The organism is Absiella sp. AM29-15 (assembly GCF_003434225.1).
Classification (GTDB): Bacteria; Bacillota_I; Bacilli_A; order Erysipelotrichales; family Erysipelotrichaceae; genus Hoskinsella; species Hoskinsella hominis.
In genome coordinates this window covers 41,212-61,425 of record NZ_QVFL01000014.1, presented here as the reverse complement: position 1 = coordinate 61,425, position 20,214 = coordinate 41,212, and the positions used below count along the sequence as shown (strand labels likewise).

Sequence of the window (20,214 nt, the reverse complement as noted above, 5' to 3'; positions counted from 1 at the left end):
TCCGTTATCTTATTGTATCATTTTTTATGAAAAAATGCTCGTATTTGTTGTATAATGATTCAAGAAAGAACGCATAATTTTTCTTTGGAAATCATAAAATGTCAGTTCTTGTAAAAGCAGAAAAGTATTTTGCATATATTTGAAGGGGAATTACATAATGAAACAACAGAAAATCAAAATTTCAATACTTGTGATATTGTTATGTATCATTTTAGTTCTAATAAGCATCTGGAAAATCACCAATAAAGAAACTACGAAAGCTTTTATGGCAGCTCCCATCGATCGTATCAGCCAAATACCAAAGAAAGAGCCAACACTGTTATCTATGCTGAAAACGGCCACAAAGCCAATGGGGTCCACGATGTATGTTTATGGTGGTGGCTGGAATGAAGCAGATACGGGTGCAGGAAAAGAAGCAGTCAGTATAGGATGCAGTCCTGAATGGAACACATTTTACCAATTGCAGGATCAAAATTATGATATAAATGTAAGCAGCTATCAGATTCATGAGGGATTAGATTGTTCTGGTTATATTGGATGGATTTTATACAATACCTTCCATACATTAGATGGAGAAGAAGGATATGTGATGAAAGGGGAAGATATGGCCAAGGTATTCTCACAAAAAGGATGGGGAACATATATACCTAAAAGTCAGGTGAAAGACTATCAGCCCGGAGATATCATGAGTAGTGATTGTGAAGATTGTGCCCATGTCTATATGGTCGTTGCCAGTTGTGATGATGGTAGTATTCTATTATTTCATAGTTATCCCCAGGGGGTACAGTTAAATGGTACAGTGGATAAACAAGGGAATCAAGAAAGTGAAGCTGTAAAACTGGCAGAAAAATATATGCGTCAATATTGTCCTGAATGGACAAATAAATACCCATTAGAAATACTGGATAAAAAGTTTTTGACACATTATGCTCAGATGCGCTGGGATACCACAGATAAAGGAGTCATTACAGATACTGAAAAAATAAAAGAAAAAAGCGCAGAAGAAATCCTGCAGCTGATATTCTCATAAGAAAGGAGTGGTTTTTATGCATACAAAAGATTGTATCATGACAAAAGATATAAAACAGGAGGTGTATCGTAATCAAAACCGCACGCAAAAGTTAATGGTGTTGTTTCCAGGCATGGGATATACCTGTGATAAGCCATTATTACACTATGCAAAAGCATATGGTTTTCTCAAAGGATATGATATTTTGTGCATCAATTATGGCAAGATGACATTTGATAAAACAAAAGTCTTATCATCCATTGCACCTGCATATGAAATCGCAAAGGAAGCCTTAAATATGATGAATATAACCAATTATGAGAAAATTATATTCATCAGTAAAAGTCTTGGTACAGTTGTGGCAGGACAGTTGTCTAAGGAATATGCTATGGATATTCAAAATATCTTCTTAACACCTTTAAAAGAAACGATACCTTATATGGAAAATAGTGAAGATGTGACCATCAGTGGAGATCATGATCCCATGTTATCAAGCGATGATTTACAATTGATTCAAGAACAACCGATTACATCCTTTCTTTTTCCAAATACCAACCATTCCTTAGAAGTGGAAAAAAATCCTGTTCAAAGCATTGATTATTTGCATCAAGTGGCAAAGATTTATGAAAAGATATGCGTATAAGGAATCTGGAAAATGAAAGAAACTATTGTAATCGATACGCAGTTTGATTTTACATCAGATTCACCAAGATATTGGGATCATTTCTGGGAAAACCGAGATGGATTAGGCGTAGGCAACAGTGATCCGGATGTCAGTAGTAAAACACTTCAAAAATATCATCAGATATTATGGAGTAAGCCTTTACCTAATGGAGAATATATGGATTTAAAAATTGGTTCTGGCAGTCGATATTTGACATGGAAAGAGTTTCGTTTTGGGAGTGATTCCATTACTGCCAGTTTTCGTTATAAAGATTATAAACTGATGAAAGAAATTGATAAAATGATACCTGATTATCACAGCTTTATGGAAGACTTTATCAGAAAAACATATACGATTGGTGGAATGATGATATTTCCTAAAAGACGTGGTGGAATCAATCAGGCAAGAGGTTTTCATGCGCAAATAAGAGATCGATGGGATTTGACATTAGAATGTATTAGAAAGTATTATCTTCATGAAAAAGCCCTTTGTATGATACTTTGCAGGCAGATAAGGATTTTTTTGATCTGTTTGTGGATTTTAAAGGGTTCGTTGATTTTTTCTATTTACAGGATTGTGTAAATGAAAAGGAGGATTCTATTATTTTCTGGTTTAAAGATGATGGCTTTACTGGAAAAATATTGCCTGAAACTGTAGATGAGTATGTGTTTTGGTTAAATCATAATCTGGAATTTGTAAAACGTAGAAATATAAGAATCCAAAAAGCGATAAAGAATAAGTGAAGTTGATACACTTTTTCTTTCGCTTTTTTATTGTATATCACTTTTATTATAGTATAATAAAAGTGGTGATGCTAATGAATAATCAAATATTAAAAGATGTGAAGAAACATCATTTATACAACATCATGAACGATTTATTGATTCATAAGGATGCAACAATGTCTGAACTTATTAGGCGTACTGCATTATCACAGCCAAGTGTAAGAAATATGATACGACTGTTGGAGGAACATGCAATGATTCAAGAAATTGGAAATGATGCATCCAATGGAGGGCGTTGTCCTACACGTTTTGCGATACAGAAAAAAGACTATCGTATTTTATGTATTTACGCACAAACAAAAGGCATGTGTTATCAGCTGATTCATTATGATAAGCTGATAATGGAAGGAACATGTGGTCAAAAAGATGATGAGGCAATGGAATCTTATGTATTAGATTTGATTCATACACATGCGATAGATTGTTGTGTGATTGCTGTTGATGGAATTGTGAAAGATGATCAATATATCACAGATCATAAGGATACATTTGAACATCATAAATGGGTAAGCAGCTTAAAGAAACGGGTACAACAAATACCTGTTTATTTAGAAAATGATGTCAAAGTAATGCATTTAGGGCAGTACTTTCATGAACCAATCTCACGTTCTTTCTATTTACATATCAATGAAGTCGGCATAGGAAGCTCTTATATGGAATTGGATATTCCCCTTTATGGTGCGAATGGTTTATTGGGGGAAATCGGATTGATCCCTATACGGGCACAGTCATTAAATCAACGCATCCGTTCATGTCAAACACAGGCACAATTCAATGAAGAAATGCTAACTTTACTTAGTATGATCATCACAATGCTGGATCCTAATCGTATCTATATATCACTGCAGGTCACATGGGCATATGAAGAAGAAACCATAAAAGATATGTTGAAACGATATATCCATATACCCTTGAAAAACAATATTCAAGTTGATGATGATTATCAAAAACGATTATTTGAAGGCATGGTTTATATTGGTATACAAAATATAATGAAGGAGAAAATAGAAAGACTATGAAAAAAACATACAAAGCGATTATTTATGATATTGATGGTACCGTGTTAAATACGCTGGCAATGAATATGTATCCTTTGATGAAAATCATTAAAGAAGAAACAGGGGAGGACTGGACTTATGAAGAAGTTTTAAAATTTGCGGCTTATCCTGGAATGAAAGTCATGGAGGAATTAGATGTAAAAGATAAAGAAAAGACATATGCCAGATGGGTACAATATGTAAATGAGTATGAAGAAGGCGCAACCTTATATGAAGGCATGGAAGATGTATTAAAAGGCTTTCAGGCACATAATGTTTTACAGGCAGTTGTTTCTGCGAAAACCAAACAACAGTATCAAATCGATGTGGTAGAGAAAGGATTGGATCAATATATGTTTACCGCTATTTTAGCGGATGATACACAACAACATAAACCAGATCCACAGCCATTATTAGAATGTTTAAAACGTCTACAACTACAGCCTGAAGAAGTTATTTATATCGGAGATGCATTATCTGATTATCTGGCTGCGAAAAATGCACATATAGATTTTGGATATGCAATGTGGGGAAGTGTATCAAGTGAGGGAATTATAGATCCTGCATATATGTTTGAGAAGCCGTTGGATGTTTTAACTTTATTGGAAAAAACAGAAATGGAAAAAATGCTCGCAGGAGAATTATATGATTGTGGGGATCCTCAGCTGATGGCACAATGGCATAAAGCCAAGAATCTCATGCGCACATATAATCAATTAGATTCTGAAGATTCAGATGGTAAACAAAAGATTTTAAAAAGTTTATTAGGAAAATGCGATCAGGTATGGATTACCTCTCCATTTTATGTAGATTATGGCTGTAACATTTATATTGGTGAACACACGGAAATCAATATGAATTGTACATTTTTAGATGATAATAAGATCGTCATAGGAAAACATGGACTAATTGCGCCGAATGTAAATATCTATACAGCATATCATCCAACACATTATATGGATCGTTTTGGAGAAGATACAGGGGATGGTTTTCAATTCTGTAAAACTGAAACTGCACCTGTGATCATTGGTGATTATGTGTGGATTGGTGGAGGCAGTGTGATACTACCGGGTGTACATATTGGAGATAATGTTGTAATAGGCGCAGGAAGTGTTGTGACACATGATATCCCATCAAATGTTATCGCATATGGAAATCCTTGCAAGGTTATAAAAGAAAATAAACGTCAAAAATAGGATGAAAAAAAGGAAGCTTATGACTGATTGACACGTATCAGTATAAACTTCTTTTTTGTTATATTTTTTCAAATACGGAGGCTGGAGCACCACATACAGGACAGATATAATCTTCAGGTAAGGTTTCACCTTCATAAATATATCCACAGATGGTACAACGCCAGCCTTTCTTTTCACTGTTTGCCTGATAACTGCTGGCATTCTTAGGTGTTGTACCATTTTTTACTTTGTGATAATACGCATAAGTCATCACTTCTTCATCAGATAAAATCTGTGCGTCTACAACTTCTCCAATGAATAACATATGGGTACCAATATCTAATTTCTGTACAACATTACAAGAAAGAAGTGCTGCCACATGTTCGTTTACATAAGGAATGCCACGTGCATCACGTTCATATGATATCCCATCAAATTTGTCATGATCTTTACTGCTTTGAAAACCAAAGCGTTTAATCATATCCATGGATACATCCTGTGTTAATACAGTTGCGTTAAACATACCGGATTTTTCTATTATCTGTTGTGTAAAATTGTTTTTATTGACCGCAACACTAACCTGTATAGGCGTTGCCGTCACCTGATGAAGGGTATTGACTACACATCCTGCATCTTTACCTTCATGGGTAGCTGAGATAATATATAAACCATAACTTAATTTAAACAATGCTGTTTCATTCATATTGAAATCCTCCTTTTTAAGAATTATTCTTAATTTATATTTATAGTATGAACCAGAAAAGGGGTTTTGTATACTCAAATGCTCTTATATTTTTTCGTGATTATAAGAAAGGAATTTGGTATAATAGAAATACATAAAAAGGGGATGGAAACCGTGAAAGTACAAGATAAAACACGATTTAAGCTGGCAAAATCTATGAAAGAACTAATGAAAAGCAAACCACTTGATAAAATAACCGTCACAGATATCGTGGAAAACTGTGATGTCAGTCGTCAAAGCTTTTATCGTTTGTTTCAGGATAAATATGATTTGGTGAACTGGTATTTTGAAGTACTTGCCCAACAATCTTTTAAACAAATGGGTGTTTTATATACGCTAAAAGAAGGCTTGATGAAAAAGTTTCAGTTTATTGAACAGGAATATGTGTTCTTTGCGCAGGCATTTGCTTCACAGGATAATAATTCATTGATTCATTATGATTTTGAATGTATTTATAATTTCTATAAGAATCTGATTGAAACCAAAAATAAAGCACCATTGACTTCAGAATTATCTTTTCTCTTAGAGATGTACTGCCATGGTTCTGTAAGCATGACTATGGAGTGGATTGCGACTGACAGAAAACAGGCGATTGAAACAATCGTGGACTTATTGATTGAAGCGCTGCCTGATAAATTGAAGGAACAATTAAAAGAGTTATTGTAAGGTAAGAAAATATTATAATATGAGTATTGAAGATGAGAGGAGGGAATACACAAAAAGGCATCAATAGAGGCTTGCCATTGGAAAAACTATCCTACACATATATAAAAAAGATGTTTGATGATTCAAATTGTGAAAAATGTGACAAACATGAATATCTGTAACTTGCTTATGTGAAAGCGCTTTATTAAAATAAAGGTAGCGAAAAACAAAGAAAAAGGAGTGTTGAAACATGGCAAATCGCTTTATTTTAAATGAAACTAGTTATCATGGATATGGGGCAATCAAGGAAATTGTCACTGAGGTAAAAGCAAGAGGCTTTCAAAAAGGATTGATCGTTACTGATGCAGATTTAGTAAAATTTGGTGTTGTGAAAAAAGTAACGGATCTATTAGATGAGGCTGGATTACCTTACGAAATTTATGATAAAGTAAAAGCAAATCCATCTGTATCTGTTGTACAGGGTGGTGTAGAAGCATTTAAGCAGGCTGGCGCTGATTATTTAATCGCTATTGGTGGAGGTTCTCCACAGGATACTGGAAAAGGTATTGGTATTATTATCAATAATCCAGAATTTAGTGATGTCGTATCCTTAGAAGGTGTTGCGCCTACAAAAAACAAAGCGGTACCAATGATCGCAGTTGCTACTACTGCTGGTACTGCCGCAGAAACTACAATCAATTATGTAATCACAGATGAAGCAAAACGTAGAAAATTTGTATGTGTGGATACACATGATATTCCAGTTGTGGCTATCGTTGATCCTGATATGATGAGCAGTATGCCAAAAGGTTTGACAGCATCTACTGGTCTTGATGCATTAACACATGCCATTGAAGGTTATACAACCTTAGGCGCATGGGAATTAGCTGACACATTAAACTTAAAATCTATTGAATTGATTGCACGTTCTTTGCGTAAAGCAGTAGAAAATGATCCAAAAGGTCGTGAAGATATGGCACTTGGACAATATGTCACAGGTATGGCATTCTCTAATGTTGGATTAGGCGTTGTTCATGGTATGGCACATCCATTAAGTGCATTTTATGGTACACCTCATGGTGTTGCCAATGCGGTATTATTACCATATGTTATGGAATTCAATAAAGATTATACTGGTGAAAAATTCCGTGAAATTGCACGTGCAATGGGTGTAGAAGGCGTTGATGAAATGAGTCAGGAAGAATATCGTCAGGCTGCTATTGATGCAGTACGTCAATTATCTTTAGATGTAAACATTCCTCAGACATTACATGAAATCGGTGTAAAAGAAGATGACTTGGAAGACTTGGCACATGCGGCAATGGCTGATGTATGTACTGGAGGCAACCCTAGACCTTGTACATTTGAACTGGTATTAGAAGTGTATAAAAACGCGTTTTAAAGTTATTAGAGATACGTATGGAAACATATGTATCTCTTTTTTATGGAGGAAGGTCAAGATTCATTTTTAAGTGATTGCATTGGATGATCTGAAGGAATTCAGTGATATTTTAAAAGAAACAATCCAGAATTTATATAAGACAGGAATGTAGGGATATTTGAAAAAATAAATCTGATGAAATGCATACACAAATGTTTTTTATGAATAGAAAAAGTATCCAAATCAGATACTTTTTGCTAGTGGTGTTCTTTTTTCATAGCATGATAACCAATATATACTGTCCATATATAAGCACAAGTCTTTGGAATCATCAACATGCCAATCATCGGTACGATATCTGCGAATAAAACGACGGGAAGATAAAAACCAAAGCTGATGACAATCGTTAGCCACATATATTGAAAGTCCTTATCGTGGTTTTCTTTTGCACTATTATAAAACAAGTATATAATGATGAATCCCATAATTGTAAATGGTATATTGCGATAAATGCCCCAGGATAATGAAGAAGCAGCACTTGTCCATGCATTTTGTGGGAATAGACACAAAGCAATACGAATGATTGCTAATGCATTAACTGCAATTGTAATATTGTTTTTACCCTGAATTTGATAGCGTAAGCGCCAAGCATAGTATAAGATGATGTAAAATATCGTCATTGTTATAGATGTGATAAATTTTCCTATTCCAAGTGCAAACGTATAATCCTGTAGCCCTGTTGTACATAAAGCAAGAGCTCTTGGCACTAAGTGGAAAGAATCACCAAGACCTAAGACGATAGCCATAATACCAAATAACAGATATTGTTTATTTCCATTGTTTTTTTTGATCATGAGAAGTCCCAGGATCATGACACCAGTCAGATAGATACTGTCAAATAATGTTTCAATAATTGCCTGCATATGCAATTCCTCCTTTATCTTTGAAAATTCAGATATTTATGACCAAAGCTTGCACCAGCGAATACCAACGCTAGACCTAGTCCTGTATAAAATACTGCGATAAATAATTGTGGCATCAAATGGAAGTTTCTAATCAGAATACCAAATGTCATCATAAATGCCATGATACAAAAGGATTTTATATCAAAAAAATTCCAAAAGTACTGTTTCTCAGTGGTATATTGTTTGATACGTATGGTATGTTTTTGTACCAGCTTTTGAAAAATCATTGACCAGAAAACAATGAATATAATCAAAGATAAAATGATATTGATAATGGATATATACCCTTGATAAGAAAGAAATCCTATACGGGCGATATTAATACCGGCAATCATCCATACCATGCTGGCAAGTAGTAATAATGTTTTATTTTTTACTTTCATAGTGTCCTCCTTTTTTTATTGTGAACAATGTTCATTTTGATTTAAAATAATAACCCACATCAATTTTCGTGGGATATTTATATATGTGAACACTGTTCATGTTGATGATACAGCGGTTTTGTATTTTTGTCAACACTTATAGATAAAACAAATTTCCGTCTGTATGTATCTTTCATATTGAAGAAAGTCATGTTATAATCAAACCCGTTGAAAGAAGGAATGTTCATGAATATCAAAGCAGTAGTTTTTGATTTAGATGGATTGATGATTGATAGTGAGCGTCTTGTACAAAAGACGTGGAATATAGCGGGAGAAGCGATGGGATATGGCCAGTTGGGTGAACATATTTATCACACCTTAGGCTTTAACGTGCAAAAAAGAAAAGCATATTTTCAAGCAGTATATGGACAGGATTTTCCTTTTGATGAATTTCGTGCAAAAACAAAAGAAGCATGGAATACAGCTATCGCAAAACAGCATGTTCCTGCCAAAAAAGGATTATATCATCTGTTAGATGTATTGAAAAAGCATGATATCAAAATGGGAGTGGCAACATCTTCTTCTAAAGAATATGCTTTCGGAGAATTAAAAGATAAGCAAATTGATACGTATTTTGATGCCTTTGTATTTGGCGATATGGTTAAGGAAGCAAAGCCATCTCCTGAAATATATCTTCGCTCTTGTGAACTCTTACAGGTGGAACCAAGGCATGCAGTTGCGTTAGAAGATAGTAAACATGGTATTCGTTCTGCCTATGATGCAGGAATGATGAGCATATTTGTGCCTGATCTTGTAAGTGATTCATCTGATATTGATGATATCATCAGCGCAAAATTAAAGGATTTAGATGAAGTTGCGCAATGGATTTTGAAACATAAGTAAAAAGAAAGTGATGGCGATACGTTTGATAAAGTGAGAAACACCAATCAGAGCTTGACATTTCAATATGCTGAACAGTTTTAAAGAGAATCAATTAGCGTTTGTAGATGAACAAAAGAGGAACTTTTCATTTGATTGATCATAATGGCTATTAGATATCCTTTTGTAGAATGAAGAAATTCAAAAACATCTAGCCAAACATATTATATAAAATCATATGATAGATAGAAAAAGCAGTTATGAGTATATACTTTTTAAAAATAAAAGCACATCTTCTTATATAGGAAAATGTGCTTTTCTCTTTATTTTTGATTTTGAGCAAATTCCACAAATGTGAAATTGTCTGGTGTATGTCTGGATTCTGTATATTCAAACATCCTGCCATCTTCGATAAATGTATTACTGATGATTACACCAACACAGTTATAGTCTTTTAAAGCTAAAACATCCATATCTTCCTGCGTTGCTTTTTCTACACGAATCATTCTTCGTGATGAAGGTATTTTTAAACCTAAATCATGTTGTATGTAGTGATAAATCGATTTTTGGGCAATTTCAACAGTTAAATCTTTTACTACATCACATAAAAAATAATTAATATCAAGAATCAAAGGTTCATTATTGATATAGCGTAATCGATGAAGATGATATACTTCACTGCCGGTTTTAAAACCAGTTTTTTGGCTGAGTGTTTCATCTATCATCAATCGTTCAAAACTTAACACACTGGTGGCTGCAGACACATCTTTATTTTTTGTGATGATATTTAACCCGCTAAAATTAGAAATACTTAAATTGAATGGTGCAGCATTATTCATTTCTAAAACAACTACACCTTTCCCTTTAATACTTTGAACATAACCTTCACTATTTAATTGTGCAATGGCACGACGAATGGTATTTCTACTACAGTGAAATTCTTCTACAAGTGATAGTTCAGAGGGAAGCATATTTGTTTCCTGATATTTTTTTTGTATGATATTATCTTTCAATGCTTCGTAAATAGATGTGAATTTTTCTTTTGGCACGCAAAATCCCTCCTTGTATATCTATTTTACTACAGAAAAAAATGAATAACAAGAAAATGAATGAGATGTTTAAACATTTGTATGAATGATTATAAAGCGATAAAAGGATATCCTACGATAAGATTATGGAAAAAGTAAAACCTGTTTGAACATGGGACGAGATAATGTATGAAATTTAGAAAATATTTATAAAAGATTGATTTGTCTATGAAAATATAGTGATAAATAACAAAATGTGCAACATGTATGAACAAGATGATTGATTATGATATAAGAAAATAAGGCTTTTTATATGAAAAAAATCGTTACAATCACACCTGTTTAAACAAATTTTATTTTTTCTATTGACAACATGTTTAAACAAGTATAAAATATCAATGTAATCATTGATAACCGCTTACATGTGGTGAGGAGAGGAGATTTTATGAAAAAGTATTTAAGTAAATTAATGCAGCAGTTCTCATTGCTGGGGAAAGCAATGCTAGTACCAATTGCTGTAATGCCGGTTGCAGGTTTGATTGGATTGATATTTGGCGCAAATATGTTAAATATTCCGGCAATTGCAAATGTTTCTTCCGTTGTATTTTCAAATATTGACTTCTTATTTGTATTAGGTACTGCAGGTGCTTATGCAAAATCAAAAGATAAAACAACAGTTCTTGTTGGTGCAGTTGTTGCATTCTTGATTTTTAAAGCTAATTTGACATTATTAGATGATACTTTAAGTCCTGGAGTGTTTGGCGCAATTATTCTAGGAGCTTGTGTAGCAACTACTTACAATAAAACATATAGCCTGAAAGCACCAGCTATTTTAAGTTTCTTCGCTGGAGAAAAATGCGTTGTTTCACTTTCACCAATCATTGGTCTGATATTATCTTATATCTTTAGTTTTGTTTGGGGATATCCTCAAGCATGGATGAACAGTTTTGGTATTTGGTTAGGCGGCATGGGAGCACTTGGCGTATTCCTGTTTATTTTCTTAAACCGCGCATTGATTCCTTTAGGTTTACACCAGGTATTAAATGCTTATATCTTATTTGAAATGGGTTCTTATACAACAGCGGCAGGTGAAGTCGTAAAAGGTGAAATACCTAGATTTATTGCGGGTGATCCAACAGCTGGATGGTTCTGGACAGGATTTTATGTCATTATGATGTTTGGTATTCCGGCGATTTCTTATGCAATGTATAAAACTTCAAATCCAAACAAAAAAGAAGAAGTAAAAGGTATAATGTCTGCAGGAGCATTAACAGCATTTACCGCAACTGTTACTGAACCAATAGAATTTTCATTCCTGTTTGCTTCACCCAAATTGTATTTAATTCACTCTTTATATTCTGGTTTAGGTGGATTAGTATTATATCTGTTAGGATCACGTCTTGGTACCTTTAGTGGTGCAGGTATTCTAGATTATGTATTGTCTTTCCAGTATGGAGATCGTGCATGGATAATTATTCCTGTAGGTATTGTATTCTTTATTCTATATTATGTAACTTTCAAATTTATCATTATTCATGATGATGTACAAACACCTGGACGTGAAAAAGAAATCGTTATTGGAGAAGAAGTAAGTGATGAAGAAAAAGAATTAAAATTAAGTCACAGCAATTATGCTTATATGGCAAAGAAGATTCTTCAAAATTGTGGTGGAGAAAGTAATATTGTGACGGTAAATAATTGTATTACACGTCTACGTTTAGAGGTAAAAGATGCTTCTTTGTTGAATGATGAAAATATCAAAAAGACAGGAGCAAAGGGAATTATTCGCTTATCTGATACATCTGTACAAATTATTATAGGTACAGAGGTTGCAAAAGTTCGTGAAGAATTTGATCTTGTATTAGAAGAACAGCGAAAAGTGGCAGGAAACCTATGAAAAGTCTATTGATACGTGCAGATGATATTGGCTATAGTGAAGCTGTTACTGCTGGAATTAGAAGTGCATATCAAAACGGTATCGTAAAAAACGCAGGCATCATGGTGAATATGCCTTACTCAAAAAAAGCAATGCGTATAGTAAAGCAGGATGTTATTTGTTTTGGACTACATGTAAATCTGGTGGTTGGGAAGCCTTGTTGTTCAGACTTATCAAAAATCCCACATTTGATTCATGAAAATGGAATGTTTATATCAAGTGCAATCAGACGATCACAATTAAAAGAAGGACTACATCCTTTCCCATATAATGAAGTATATATCGAAATACAAGAACAAATAAAAACATATATCAGATATATGGGGAAACTGCCAGAATATATTGATTTACATGGTGTAGAAGATGAAATTATCATCAAAGCGGTGTGTGATATCGCAAGCCATTATGGGATTTTAGAATGTCCTTATACAGAACATTCATTGATTAAAATGCCAAAAGAGTTTCCACAGCATACATTTTATCAGACCAAAAGACCATATGTAGAATTATTTTCAAAAGGCTTTTTATCGATACCGGATGGGGTAAGCATGATGGTAACACATCCAGGCTTTATTGATGAAACATTAATTAAAACATCATCACTGATACAAGACCGTATATATGAACATGCAATGCTGTGTGATCTTGAAGTAAAAAGATGGCTGATTCAAAATCAGATACAGCTTGTGGATTATCGTTCATATCGTAAATATTTAAAGGAGATATAATAAATGAATACATGGTGGAAAACAGCAACTGTCTATCAGATTTATCCAAGAAGTTTCAAGGATACAAATCATGATGGTATTGGAGATATATCAGGAATTATAGAAAAATTAGATTACTTAGCATATTTGGGTGTTGATCTTTTATGGATTACGCCAATGTATGTATCTCCACAAAGGGATAATGGATATGATATTGCGGATTATTATGCGATTGATCCACAATATGGAACAATGGAAGATTTTGAAAAACTTTTAAAAGAAGCTCATGCTAGAGATATCCGCATTATGATGGATATGGTATTAAATCATACATCTACACAGCATGCATGGTTTCAACAGGCTATTTCAAGTAAAGACAGTCCATACAGAAATTATTATTTCTTTAAGGATGAAAAGGAAGATGGCAGTGTACCAAATAACTGGATTTCACGTTTCTCAGGTTCTGCATGGAAAAAAGATGAAAACAGTAATCAATACTATCTTCATTTGTTTGAAGAAACGCAGGCGGATTTGAATTGGGAAAACCCTGAGGTTCGGGAAGAATGTTATCAGATATTAGAATATTGGGCTAAAAAAGGTGTAGATGGATTTCGTCTCGATGTGGTAAATCTGTTATCCAAAACACCAGGATTGCCAGATGATCCTATTGTTGGTCCAAAAGGCGATGGCAGAACACATTATGCCGATGGACCAAGAATTCATGAATACTTACACAGCATGAATGAACGTGTATTTGAACCTTATCAATTGGTCACAGTTGGTGAAATGTCTTCAACAACAGTTGATGAATGTATTCGTTATACAAAAGAAGATAGAAAAGAATTGTCCATGGTTTTTAGTTTTCATCATATGAAAACAGATTATCGCCATGGAGTTAAATGGACAAACGAAATGTTCTCATTACAAAAATTGAAAGACGCGCAATCAGAATTTCAATATAAGATGCAGGAAGGCGAGGGATGGAATGCTTTATTCTATTCTAATCATGATCAGCCGCGAGCGTTATCACGTTTTGGAAATGACCGCTTCTATCGTCAAGAAAGTGCAAAGATGCTGGCAATCACCCTGTTTGGTATGCAAGGGACTACTTATATCTATCAGGGGGAAGAAATAGGTATGACAAATGCATATTTTACACATATTGAAGATTACGATGATCGTGAAAGCCTGGGAGCATATGAACAAATGTTAAAAGATGGAGTAGAAGAACAGGAAGCATTATTGATTCTTCAGCAAAAATCAAGAGATAACGCAAGGACGCCTATGCAGTGGAACCATGAAAAGAATAAAGGTTTTAGCGATGTAAAACCATGGTTAAAAGTCAATCATGACGATATCTGTGTAGAAGATGAATTGAAAAATCCAAATTCTGTATTTTATACTTATAAACGTTTGATTCAGTATCGTAAGCAATATGATGTATTTATGGATGGAAAATATACATTATTGGAAAGAAAACATCCACAGATTTTTGCTTATGAACGTGTATTACAAGATCAACAATTATTGGTTATCAGTAATTTTACATCATCCTATGCACAAATTGAATTGCCATCAAATTATCAAAACAGAGCCTGCCAGATATTAGAAACGAATTATACAAGAACGAGCATAGAGAATCATATGGAATTAAAACCATATGAAAGTCTTATGATAATTTACTGAATCATTGTATAAAATAATTGTTAAAACATAAATAAAGACCCATTCATGGATAATATGAATGGGTTTTACTTACTTAAAATATAGTGATGAATCGCCTCTGCGACTGCACCTTCATTATGATCTTTTTCACAGACATAATCAACGATATCGAGCACATGGTCACTGGCATTTGCGACCGCAACACTGATACCAGCAGCTTTCAACATCGAAATATCGTTATCATTATCACCAATCGCCATCGTTTCTTCCATAGGGATATGAAGATATGCAGCAAGTTGTTTTAAGGCTGTTCCTTTATCTACGCCAATAGGGTTGAGTTCTAAATAGCGATTGCTGGAAAATGAATGACTCACTTTATTTTCTAACAGTGGCTGCATGTTCTTCGCAATATTTTGTAATACTCGTAAATCTTGATTTTCAAATAAGATTTTCACAATAGGTTCATCTTTTAAGAAATCAATCGTATCATCTTCACAAATGATCGCATCATCTTTAAACATCATCAGCCATTGCTTTTCATCATCATTTAAATGAAAGGCATAGACGTCATGATCTGTAAAGACTTCAACACAGACATCCTGTGACATACCATAGGTAAACAAGGCATTCGCTAGTTCAAATGAGAAATGATGAAAACAAATATGTTTAAAATCTTTATTTTCTACAACAATTCCGCCATTATTGCTGATGGTATATTCATTCGCTTTTTGATAACTGTCTAATTGTTTTAAAATGGTATCCATGCTTGTATATCCTCTTCCACTGGCACATACAAAATAAATACCAGCATCTTTTGCTTTTTGGATAGCATCGAGGTTAGAGCGGGGAATGTTTTTGTGTACATCTAATAAGGTTTCATCTAAATCACAGGCAATTAATCGTATCATAGCATATCCTCCATAAATTCGTTCATCATTATAACATGCTTTTTTCATGAAAGACAGTATTCTTATGTAAACATTGCTTGCAATTTCCTGAAGCATCATAGTATCATGTTGTTAGGTGATGGAAATGAAAGAAAAAATAAACGATATGATATTGGATTGGGATGTAGATCAACATCTGCGTATATGTGCGGATGGAGTATTATGGGAAACGATTCCCGAACAGGCATATATGGAGCATGATACAGAAGGCAGGATTTATTTAAAAGATGCATTGCATAAGACATTAAGAAAAATTGATACAGGATTTTCAAAAGGTATGCTGATGGAATTATCAGATTTTAGGCAGAGTGAAATTGCTTTGACATTAAGTGTGAGTGTGGATATAACTAGCAATGAAGTGTATTGCTCCTTATCTACGATAAAAGAAGATCATCAGATTCATAAAATCAATTGGCCGGCGCCATTTACTTTTGAAGAAAAGAAGGATACTCATTATACGTTATTGACTGTGCAACAGGGAATTTTGTTGCCAAATACATGGGAAAATGAAGTAAAACGTTTACCATTTCATGGACAGTTTTGTTGTGCAGACGCATATATGCCATGGTTTTCTCAGATAAAAGATGGAAATGGATATATCGCAATCATAAGACAGCCCTGGGATGCAGGATATGACATAGATCATCCAGCCAATGGACCTTATACACATGTTGGGGTATATTGGCTATCCTCCCTTCACGAGATGCGCTATACCAGAACAATCAGTTATCAGTTTGTAAAACAGGCAGACCATAATACTATGTGTCAAATATATAAGCGATATGTAAAGGAAATCGGTCATTTCACTACATTAAAAGAAAAGGCAATAAGAAATCCGCACGTGGAAGATTTAATTGGGTGTATGTTTGTGCATAAAGGTATTAAAACACATGTTTCAAAGAATTCTGATTTCTTTGATCCTCAAAATCCGGATAAAAACAACTCTTTGACAACATTTAAAAAGCGGGAAGAAGAAGTTAAGGAATACACGAAAAAAGGTGTGAAACAATTATATTATCATTTAGATGGATGGGCACAGCCGGGTTACGATAATCAGCATCCGGATTATTTTCCAATATGTGAGGAAGCCGGTGGGCAAGAGGGTTTACACCATTTATTGGATACAATGAATACATATGGCTATTTATTAGGCCTGCATGATCAATACCGTGATTTTTATCATGAGGCAGACAGTTATCATGAAGAAATGGCAGTATGGGATGCTCATCAGCACATGCCATCGCATAAATACTGGGCAGGAGGAGTACAAAGTTATTTATGCTCTTCCATAGCCCCAATGTTTGTGAAACGTAATTTTGAAAAGCTGTTTCAGGAAGGCATCTATCCACACGCCAGTTATCTGGATGTATTTACCTGTAATGAACCGGATGAATGCTACCATCCGCTTCATCGTGTAACACGTAAAGAAAGTCTTGCCTATCGTGAGCAGTGTTTTGCATATTTAGAAAGCAAGGGAATCCTTGCCAGCAGTGAAGAGGCAAATGACTGGGCAATTGAACATTTGATTTTTGCACATTATGGACCATATCATTCCATGATGCATGCACCTGATGCTTTAACAATTGGAATTGATGTACCATTATTTAATCTGGTATATCATGAATGTATGATCTTACCTTGGCCAATGGAAAAAATCAAAGGACATGATGATCAGATGTTATTCGCATTATTAAATGGAGGCGCACCATATTTAGAAAAGGATGGCGCATATCCTAATACAGATGGTGTTTTTACTGAAATGTATGAGCAGCTTACTTTGGATGAGAAAATCAGAAGAAGCCAGATTGTTTGTGATTTACAAAAGAAAGTAGCACATTGTGCGATGATCAATCACAGCTTTGTGGAAGGCGATTATCAGGTACAAACTATTACATATGATAATGGGATAAAGGTTCTCATCAATCTACATACACAAGAATATCAGATTATAGAAGAGTCCTCACATTGAGGATTTTTCTTTTGGGAAAGTGAGCGGTAGAAGGTATATAGTATGCCAAGGAAAATCGCAAAAGTAATGGAAAATAAAATGGCAAAAAGATTGGTTTGTGAAATGATTTGTAAGAAAAGTGTGATAGGATGAAGAATATCCCAGGAGTTTAGACGAAGAAAGCGCCCCAAGAATACACCATAGCCAGTGGATAAAAATATAAATACCATTAAGATAGCTACAACACAGGTAGGAAATCTTTTTTTGAAATCATCGTGAATGATTGATAGGCTTTTAAATCCTGCAAGCACGCCGATAAAAACACCAAATGCAATATGTAATAATTGTATCCAGGTAAAAATATTTTGAAGATAGATACTGCCTGTTGCAGTAAATTCATAAAAACTAAGCGGTGCAAGATGAATGAAATCTGTGATCATATAAGGGGCATTTGGGAATAATAAAAGCCAGGCGATGAAGGATAGAATGTGAATAACTTGATGATGTGAGGCAGTATGTGTGTAAATGATGGAACATAATAGGGGAAGTACAGCTAAAAAAAGATTCCATACGATTGCACTGTGGATGAATAATCCACTGATCTGTGTCAGATAGACGCTATTAGCAATATATAAAAGTGCAAACAGAATATAAAGCAACAATTTGGTGGATGTTTTGTTCATGACCACGTACCTCCTATAAAAAATTATATGTTAGCATATCTGAATGTTAGATAAGAAGCCCTCTTTATTATGAAACAAAAATGGACGAATTACGATAAAAAAATAAAATTTTTGTTGCCATATTTTTTAATCTATGGTAATATAAAAAGGCAGAAAAACTAGGGGTATAGTACAATGGTAGTATAACGGTCTCCAAAACCGCTGATGGGAGTTCGATCCTCTCTACCCCTGCCAGATGAAACAGATAAGTCCTTGTAGAGAGGACTTTTTTTGTGCGACAGCGGACGCCCATTGTTGCGTACATAAAAGATTTGAAAATAAAGCTTGCCTTTAGTGGAATCTGTGTTATACTGAATAAGTAATAAAAAGCAAAATAACTATGATTCACATGTAATGTTGATTGTAATTATATCTCAGGCTTAACAATCTACATTTATATGTGATTTTTTATACCTAGAGGGCTTCTTATTAAATTTATAGGAGGTACTAAAATGAGTACAGGTAAAGTAAAATGGTTTAATGCAGACAAAGGATACGGATTTATCACATGTGATACAGGAAAAGATATTTTTGTTCACTATTCTAAATTAAATATCGAAGGATATAAAACTTTAGAAGAAGGTCAGAAAGTAAGCTTTGATATCGTATCAGGTGATCGTGGAGATCAGGCTTCTAACGTTAGCTTAATCTAATTGCTGATAATTAACTGCTCAATGCTGGGCAGTTTTTTTTGTATGAAAAAACCAATCATAAGATTGGCTTTATAGAACTAAATTGTAATTTGCGTCATAATGGACACCTGTATCCCTACAGATTCGATCATTAAAGGCTTTTAATGCGTCATAATATTCTTTGTATGAGGGACTTAAACGTATCATATTTGGAATAAAAATATCGTTATAGCCACTGTCCTGTAATCGTTTCATGAACTTGCGATGCATTATCATTGTTGGCTGGTATTTTATAAACCAGTGTTTTCTTAGTTTTGCCTGTTTAATCATCATGGACTTCGCTTTTTCATATTCTTCTTCTGTAGGATGTAGCATGCTTTGTAGTTTTTGATCCATCGCCAGTGTTTGTTTTTCTAAACTGGTATTGGTTTTCTTTTGAATAAATAAGGCGAAACGATAATTCCATGGGATTTTTATATTTGTACGATCACAAAAGGCTAATATGTTACGATAGGCATCTTTTTGTTCTTCACTTTCCAGTTTGATTTGAAGATATGGCTGGAAATGATAGAAAAGATAATCTCCAAAACTGCCAGGCACCATATCTTTGAGCGCATGGGCAATATTTAAATAATCGACTTTCTCTTCTATATTTTCATAATCATCTGTTTTTTCATCAATCAATTGACGAAGCAGCTTTAGACGAGCATTATATTCCAGCTGCTCTTTTTGTTTTTCTTCATAGATCTGTGATAGAATCTGATGCTTTCTTTCGGGATATTCAAGTATTTCTTTGATCTTTTGAATTTCAATATCAAGTTTTCGATAACAGTTGATTTCCTTTAAACGTTTGACATCATCTGTTGTATAACAACGATAACCATTTTCATCTTTTTTTATCTTTATCAGGTGCTTTTCTTCATAGTACTTAATTGCTCTTTTTGTGATATTACATATTTCACTTACTTCATTGATTCTCATATTG

General features: G+C 34.0%; 19 protein-coding genes, 1 tRNA gene and 1 pseudogene. 14 read left to right on the top strand and 7 right to left on the bottom strand.

All coding sequences use genetic code 11. From position 1 onward, the window contains the following. Positions 1–157 precede the first annotated feature (157 nt). The 5 genes and pseudogenes from DW761_RS14205 (at position 158) to DW761_RS21480 (ending at position 4,691) form a co-directional block, all read left to right on the top strand. Positions 158–1,030 (top strand): hypothetical protein, encoded by an 873-nt coding sequence (locus DW761_RS14205; protein WP_117518524.1) that lies wholly within the window; start codon positions 158–160, stop codon positions 1,028–1,030. Positions 1,031–1,046: 16 nt separating this feature from the next. Next, entirely contained in the window at positions 1,047–1,652 is a 606-nt protein-coding gene (locus tag DW761_RS14200) for a hypothetical protein (protein WP_117518523.1), read from the top strand. A 12-nt stretch (positions 1,653–1,664) separates the two neighbouring features. Next, a pseudogene (locus DW761_RS14195) lies at positions 1,665–2,416 on the top strand (DUF6994 family protein). A gap of 74 nt (positions 2,417–2,490) precedes the next feature. Continuing rightward, entirely contained in the window at positions 2,491–3,477 is a 987-nt protein-coding gene (locus tag DW761_RS14190) for an ROK family protein (RefSeq protein WP_158553817.1), read from the top strand. Beyond that, positions 3,474–4,691: an HAD-IA family hydrolase gene (locus DW761_RS21480; protein WP_117518520.1), complete on the top strand. Its 1,218-nt coding sequence runs from the start codon at positions 3,474–3,476 to the stop codon at positions 4,689–4,691. The genes DW761_RS14190 and DW761_RS21480 overlap by 4 nt, the downstream gene beginning before the upstream one ends. A gap of 58 nt (positions 4,692–4,749) precedes the next feature. Here the strand turns inward: DW761_RS21480 and DW761_RS14180 are convergent, their stop codons facing one another. Then, positions 4,750–5,373, bottom strand: a complete 624-nt coding sequence (locus DW761_RS14180) for a flavin reductase (RefSeq protein WP_117518519.1) — start codon at positions 5,371–5,373, stop codon at positions 4,750–4,752. A gap of 153 nt (positions 5,374–5,526) precedes the next feature. On the opposite strand from DW761_RS14180, the gene DW761_RS14175 reads away from it, so the two are divergent. After that, complete coding sequence (locus DW761_RS14175) at positions 5,527–6,078, top strand: TetR/AcrR family transcriptional regulator (RefSeq protein WP_117456013.1); 552 nt, start codon at positions 5,527–5,529, stop codon at positions 6,076–6,078. 229 nt (positions 6,079–6,307) lie between these two features. Further along, positions 6,308–7,459 carry a lactaldehyde reductase gene (fucO, locus tag DW761_RS14170; protein WP_117455999.1) on the top strand — a complete coding sequence of 384 codons (1,152 nt, stop codon included), beginning with the start codon at positions 6,308–6,310 and terminating at the stop codon, positions 7,457–7,459. Positions 7,460–7,695: 236 nt separating this feature from the next. Here fucO and DW761_RS14165 read toward each other — a convergent pair whose 3' ends face one another. Further along, a complete protein-coding gene (locus DW761_RS14165; RefSeq protein WP_117518518.1) occupies positions 7,696–8,361 on the bottom strand; it encodes a hypothetical protein in 666 nt (221 codons plus the stop codon). 14 nt (positions 8,362–8,375) lie between these two features. After that, positions 8,376–8,786: a hypothetical protein gene (locus tag DW761_RS14160; RefSeq protein WP_117455996.1), complete on the bottom strand. Its 411-nt coding sequence runs from the start codon at positions 8,784–8,786 to the stop codon at positions 8,376–8,378. Positions 8,787–9,011: 225 nt separating this feature from the next. Between DW761_RS14160 and DW761_RS14155 the strand changes: the two genes are divergently transcribed. After that, positions 9,012–9,668, top strand: a complete 657-nt coding sequence (locus tag DW761_RS14155; protein WP_199485637.1) for an HAD family hydrolase — start codon at positions 9,012–9,014, stop codon at positions 9,666–9,668. 299 nt (positions 9,669–9,967) lie between these two features. On the opposite strand, the gene treR is transcribed toward DW761_RS14155, so the two are convergent. Continuing rightward, a complete protein-coding gene (gene treR / locus DW761_RS14150) occupies positions 9,968–10,693 on the bottom strand; it encodes a trehalose operon repressor (protein ID WP_117518516.1) in 726 nt (241 codons plus the stop codon). Between the two features lie 424 nt (positions 10,694–11,117). Here treR and DW761_RS14145 point away from each other — a divergent pair, with 424 nt between their 5' ends. Genes DW761_RS14145 through treC form a run of 3 tightly spaced genes read left to right on the top strand, consistent with a single transcriptional unit; the run spans position 11,118 to position 15,001 of the window. Continuing rightward, on the top strand, positions 11,118–12,569 hold the full coding sequence (locus DW761_RS14145) for a PTS transporter subunit EIIC (protein WP_117518515.1): 1,452 nt from the start codon (positions 11,118–11,120) through the stop codon (positions 12,567–12,569). Continuing rightward, positions 12,566–13,336: a ChbG/HpnK family deacetylase gene (locus tag DW761_RS14140; RefSeq protein WP_117518514.1), complete on the top strand. Its 771-nt coding sequence runs from the start codon at positions 12,566–12,568 to the stop codon at positions 13,334–13,336. The genes DW761_RS14145 and DW761_RS14140 overlap by 4 nt, the downstream gene beginning before the upstream one ends. 3 nt (positions 13,337–13,339) lie before the next feature. Next, complete coding sequence (gene treC / locus DW761_RS14135; protein ID WP_117518513.1) at positions 13,340–15,001, top strand: alpha,alpha-phosphotrehalase; 1,662 nt, start codon at positions 13,340–13,342, stop codon at positions 14,999–15,001. Positions 15,002–15,066: 65 nt separating this feature from the next. Here the strand turns inward: treC and DW761_RS14130 are convergent, their stop codons facing one another. Continuing rightward, positions 15,067–15,888, bottom strand: a complete 822-nt coding sequence (locus DW761_RS14130; RefSeq protein WP_117518546.1) for an HAD family hydrolase — start codon at positions 15,886–15,888, stop codon at positions 15,067–15,069. Between the two features lie 124 nt (positions 15,889–16,012). On the opposite strand from DW761_RS14130, the gene DW761_RS14125 reads away from it, so the two are divergent. Beyond that, positions 16,013–17,896, top strand: a complete 1,884-nt coding sequence (locus DW761_RS14125; RefSeq protein WP_158553816.1) for a DUF5696 domain-containing protein — start codon at positions 16,013–16,015, stop codon at positions 17,894–17,896. On the opposite strand, the gene DW761_RS14120 is transcribed toward DW761_RS14125, so the two are convergent. Further along, positions 17,869–18,558, bottom strand: coding sequence for a DUF1361 domain-containing protein (locus DW761_RS14120; RefSeq protein WP_117518511.1), 690 nt, complete (start codon positions 18,556–18,558; stop codon positions 17,869–17,871). The two genes, DW761_RS14125 and DW761_RS14120, sit on opposite strands and share 28 nt — an antisense overlap. 160 nt (positions 18,559–18,718) lie before the next feature. Between DW761_RS14120 and DW761_RS14115 the strand changes: the two genes are divergently transcribed. After that, positions 18,719–18,792, top strand: a tRNA-Trp gene (locus tag DW761_RS14115). Positions 18,793–19,049: 257 nt separating this feature from the next. Next, positions 19,050–19,250, top strand: coding sequence for a cold-shock protein (locus tag DW761_RS14110; protein ID WP_117455986.1), 201 nt, complete (start codon positions 19,050–19,052; stop codon positions 19,248–19,250). A 69-nt stretch (positions 19,251–19,319) separates the two neighbouring features. Here the strand turns inward: DW761_RS14110 and DW761_RS14105 are convergent, their stop codons facing one another. Then, complete coding sequence (locus DW761_RS14105) at positions 19,320–20,210, bottom strand: MerR family transcriptional regulator (RefSeq protein ID WP_117518510.1); 891 nt, start codon at positions 20,208–20,210, stop codon at positions 19,320–19,322. Positions 20,211–20,214: the final 4 nt, after the last annotated feature.

Bases quoted from the DNA above. Each gene is read 5' to 3' on its own strand.
- DW761_RS14205 (WP_117518524.1), top strand. From the start codon at position 158: ATGAAACAACAGAAAATCAAAATTTCAATACTTGTGATATTGTTATGT.
- DW761_RS14200 (WP_117518523.1), top strand. From the start codon at position 1,047: ATGCATACAAAAGATTGTATCATGACAAAAGATATAAAACAGGAGGTG.
- DW761_RS14190 (WP_158553817.1), top strand. From the start codon at position 2,491: ATGAATAATCAAATATTAAAAGATGTGAAGAAACATCATTTATACAAC.
- DW761_RS21480 (WP_117518520.1), top strand. From the start codon at position 3,474: ATGAAAAAAACATACAAAGCGATTATTTATGATATTGATGGTACCGTG.
- DW761_RS14180 (WP_117518519.1), bottom strand. From the start codon at position 5,373: ATGAATGAAACAGCATTGTTTAAATTAAGTTATGGTTTATATATTATC.
- fucO (WP_117455999.1), top strand. From the start codon at position 6,308: ATGGCAAATCGCTTTATTTTAAATGAAACTAGTTATCATGGATATGGG.
- DW761_RS14165 (WP_117518518.1), bottom strand. From the start codon at position 8,361: ATGCAGGCAATTATTGAAACATTATTTGACAGTATCTATCTGACTGGT.
- DW761_RS14160 (WP_117455996.1), bottom strand. From the start codon at position 8,786: ATGAAAGTAAAAAATAAAACATTATTACTACTTGCCAGCATGGTATGG.
- DW761_RS14155 (WP_199485637.1), top strand. From the start codon at position 9,012: ATGAATATCAAAGCAGTAGTTTTTGATTTAGATGGATTGATGATTGAT.
- DW761_RS14145 (WP_117518515.1), top strand. From the start codon at position 11,118: ATGAAAAAGTATTTAAGTAAATTAATGCAGCAGTTCTCATTGCTGGGG.
- DW761_RS14140 (WP_117518514.1), top strand. From the start codon at position 12,566: ATGAAAAGTCTATTGATACGTGCAGATGATATTGGCTATAGTGAAGCT.
- treC (WP_117518513.1), top strand. From the start codon at position 13,340: ATGAATACATGGTGGAAAACAGCAACTGTCTATCAGATTTATCCAAGA.
- DW761_RS14130 (WP_117518546.1), bottom strand. From the start codon at position 15,888: ATGATACGATTAATTGCCTGTGATTTAGATGAAACCTTATTAGATGTA.
- DW761_RS14125 (WP_158553816.1), top strand. From the start codon at position 16,013: ATGAAAGAAAAAATAAACGATATGATATTGGATTGGGATGTAGATCAA.
- DW761_RS14120 (WP_117518511.1), bottom strand. From the start codon at position 18,558: ATGAACAAAACATCCACCAAATTGTTGCTTTATATTCTGTTTGCACTT.
- DW761_RS14110 (WP_117455986.1), top strand. From the start codon at position 19,050: ATGAGTACAGGTAAAGTAAAATGGTTTAATGCAGACAAAGGATACGGA.
- DW761_RS14105 (WP_117518510.1), bottom strand. From the start codon at position 20,210: ATGAGAATCAATGAAGTAAGTGAAATATGTAATATCACAAAAAGAGCA.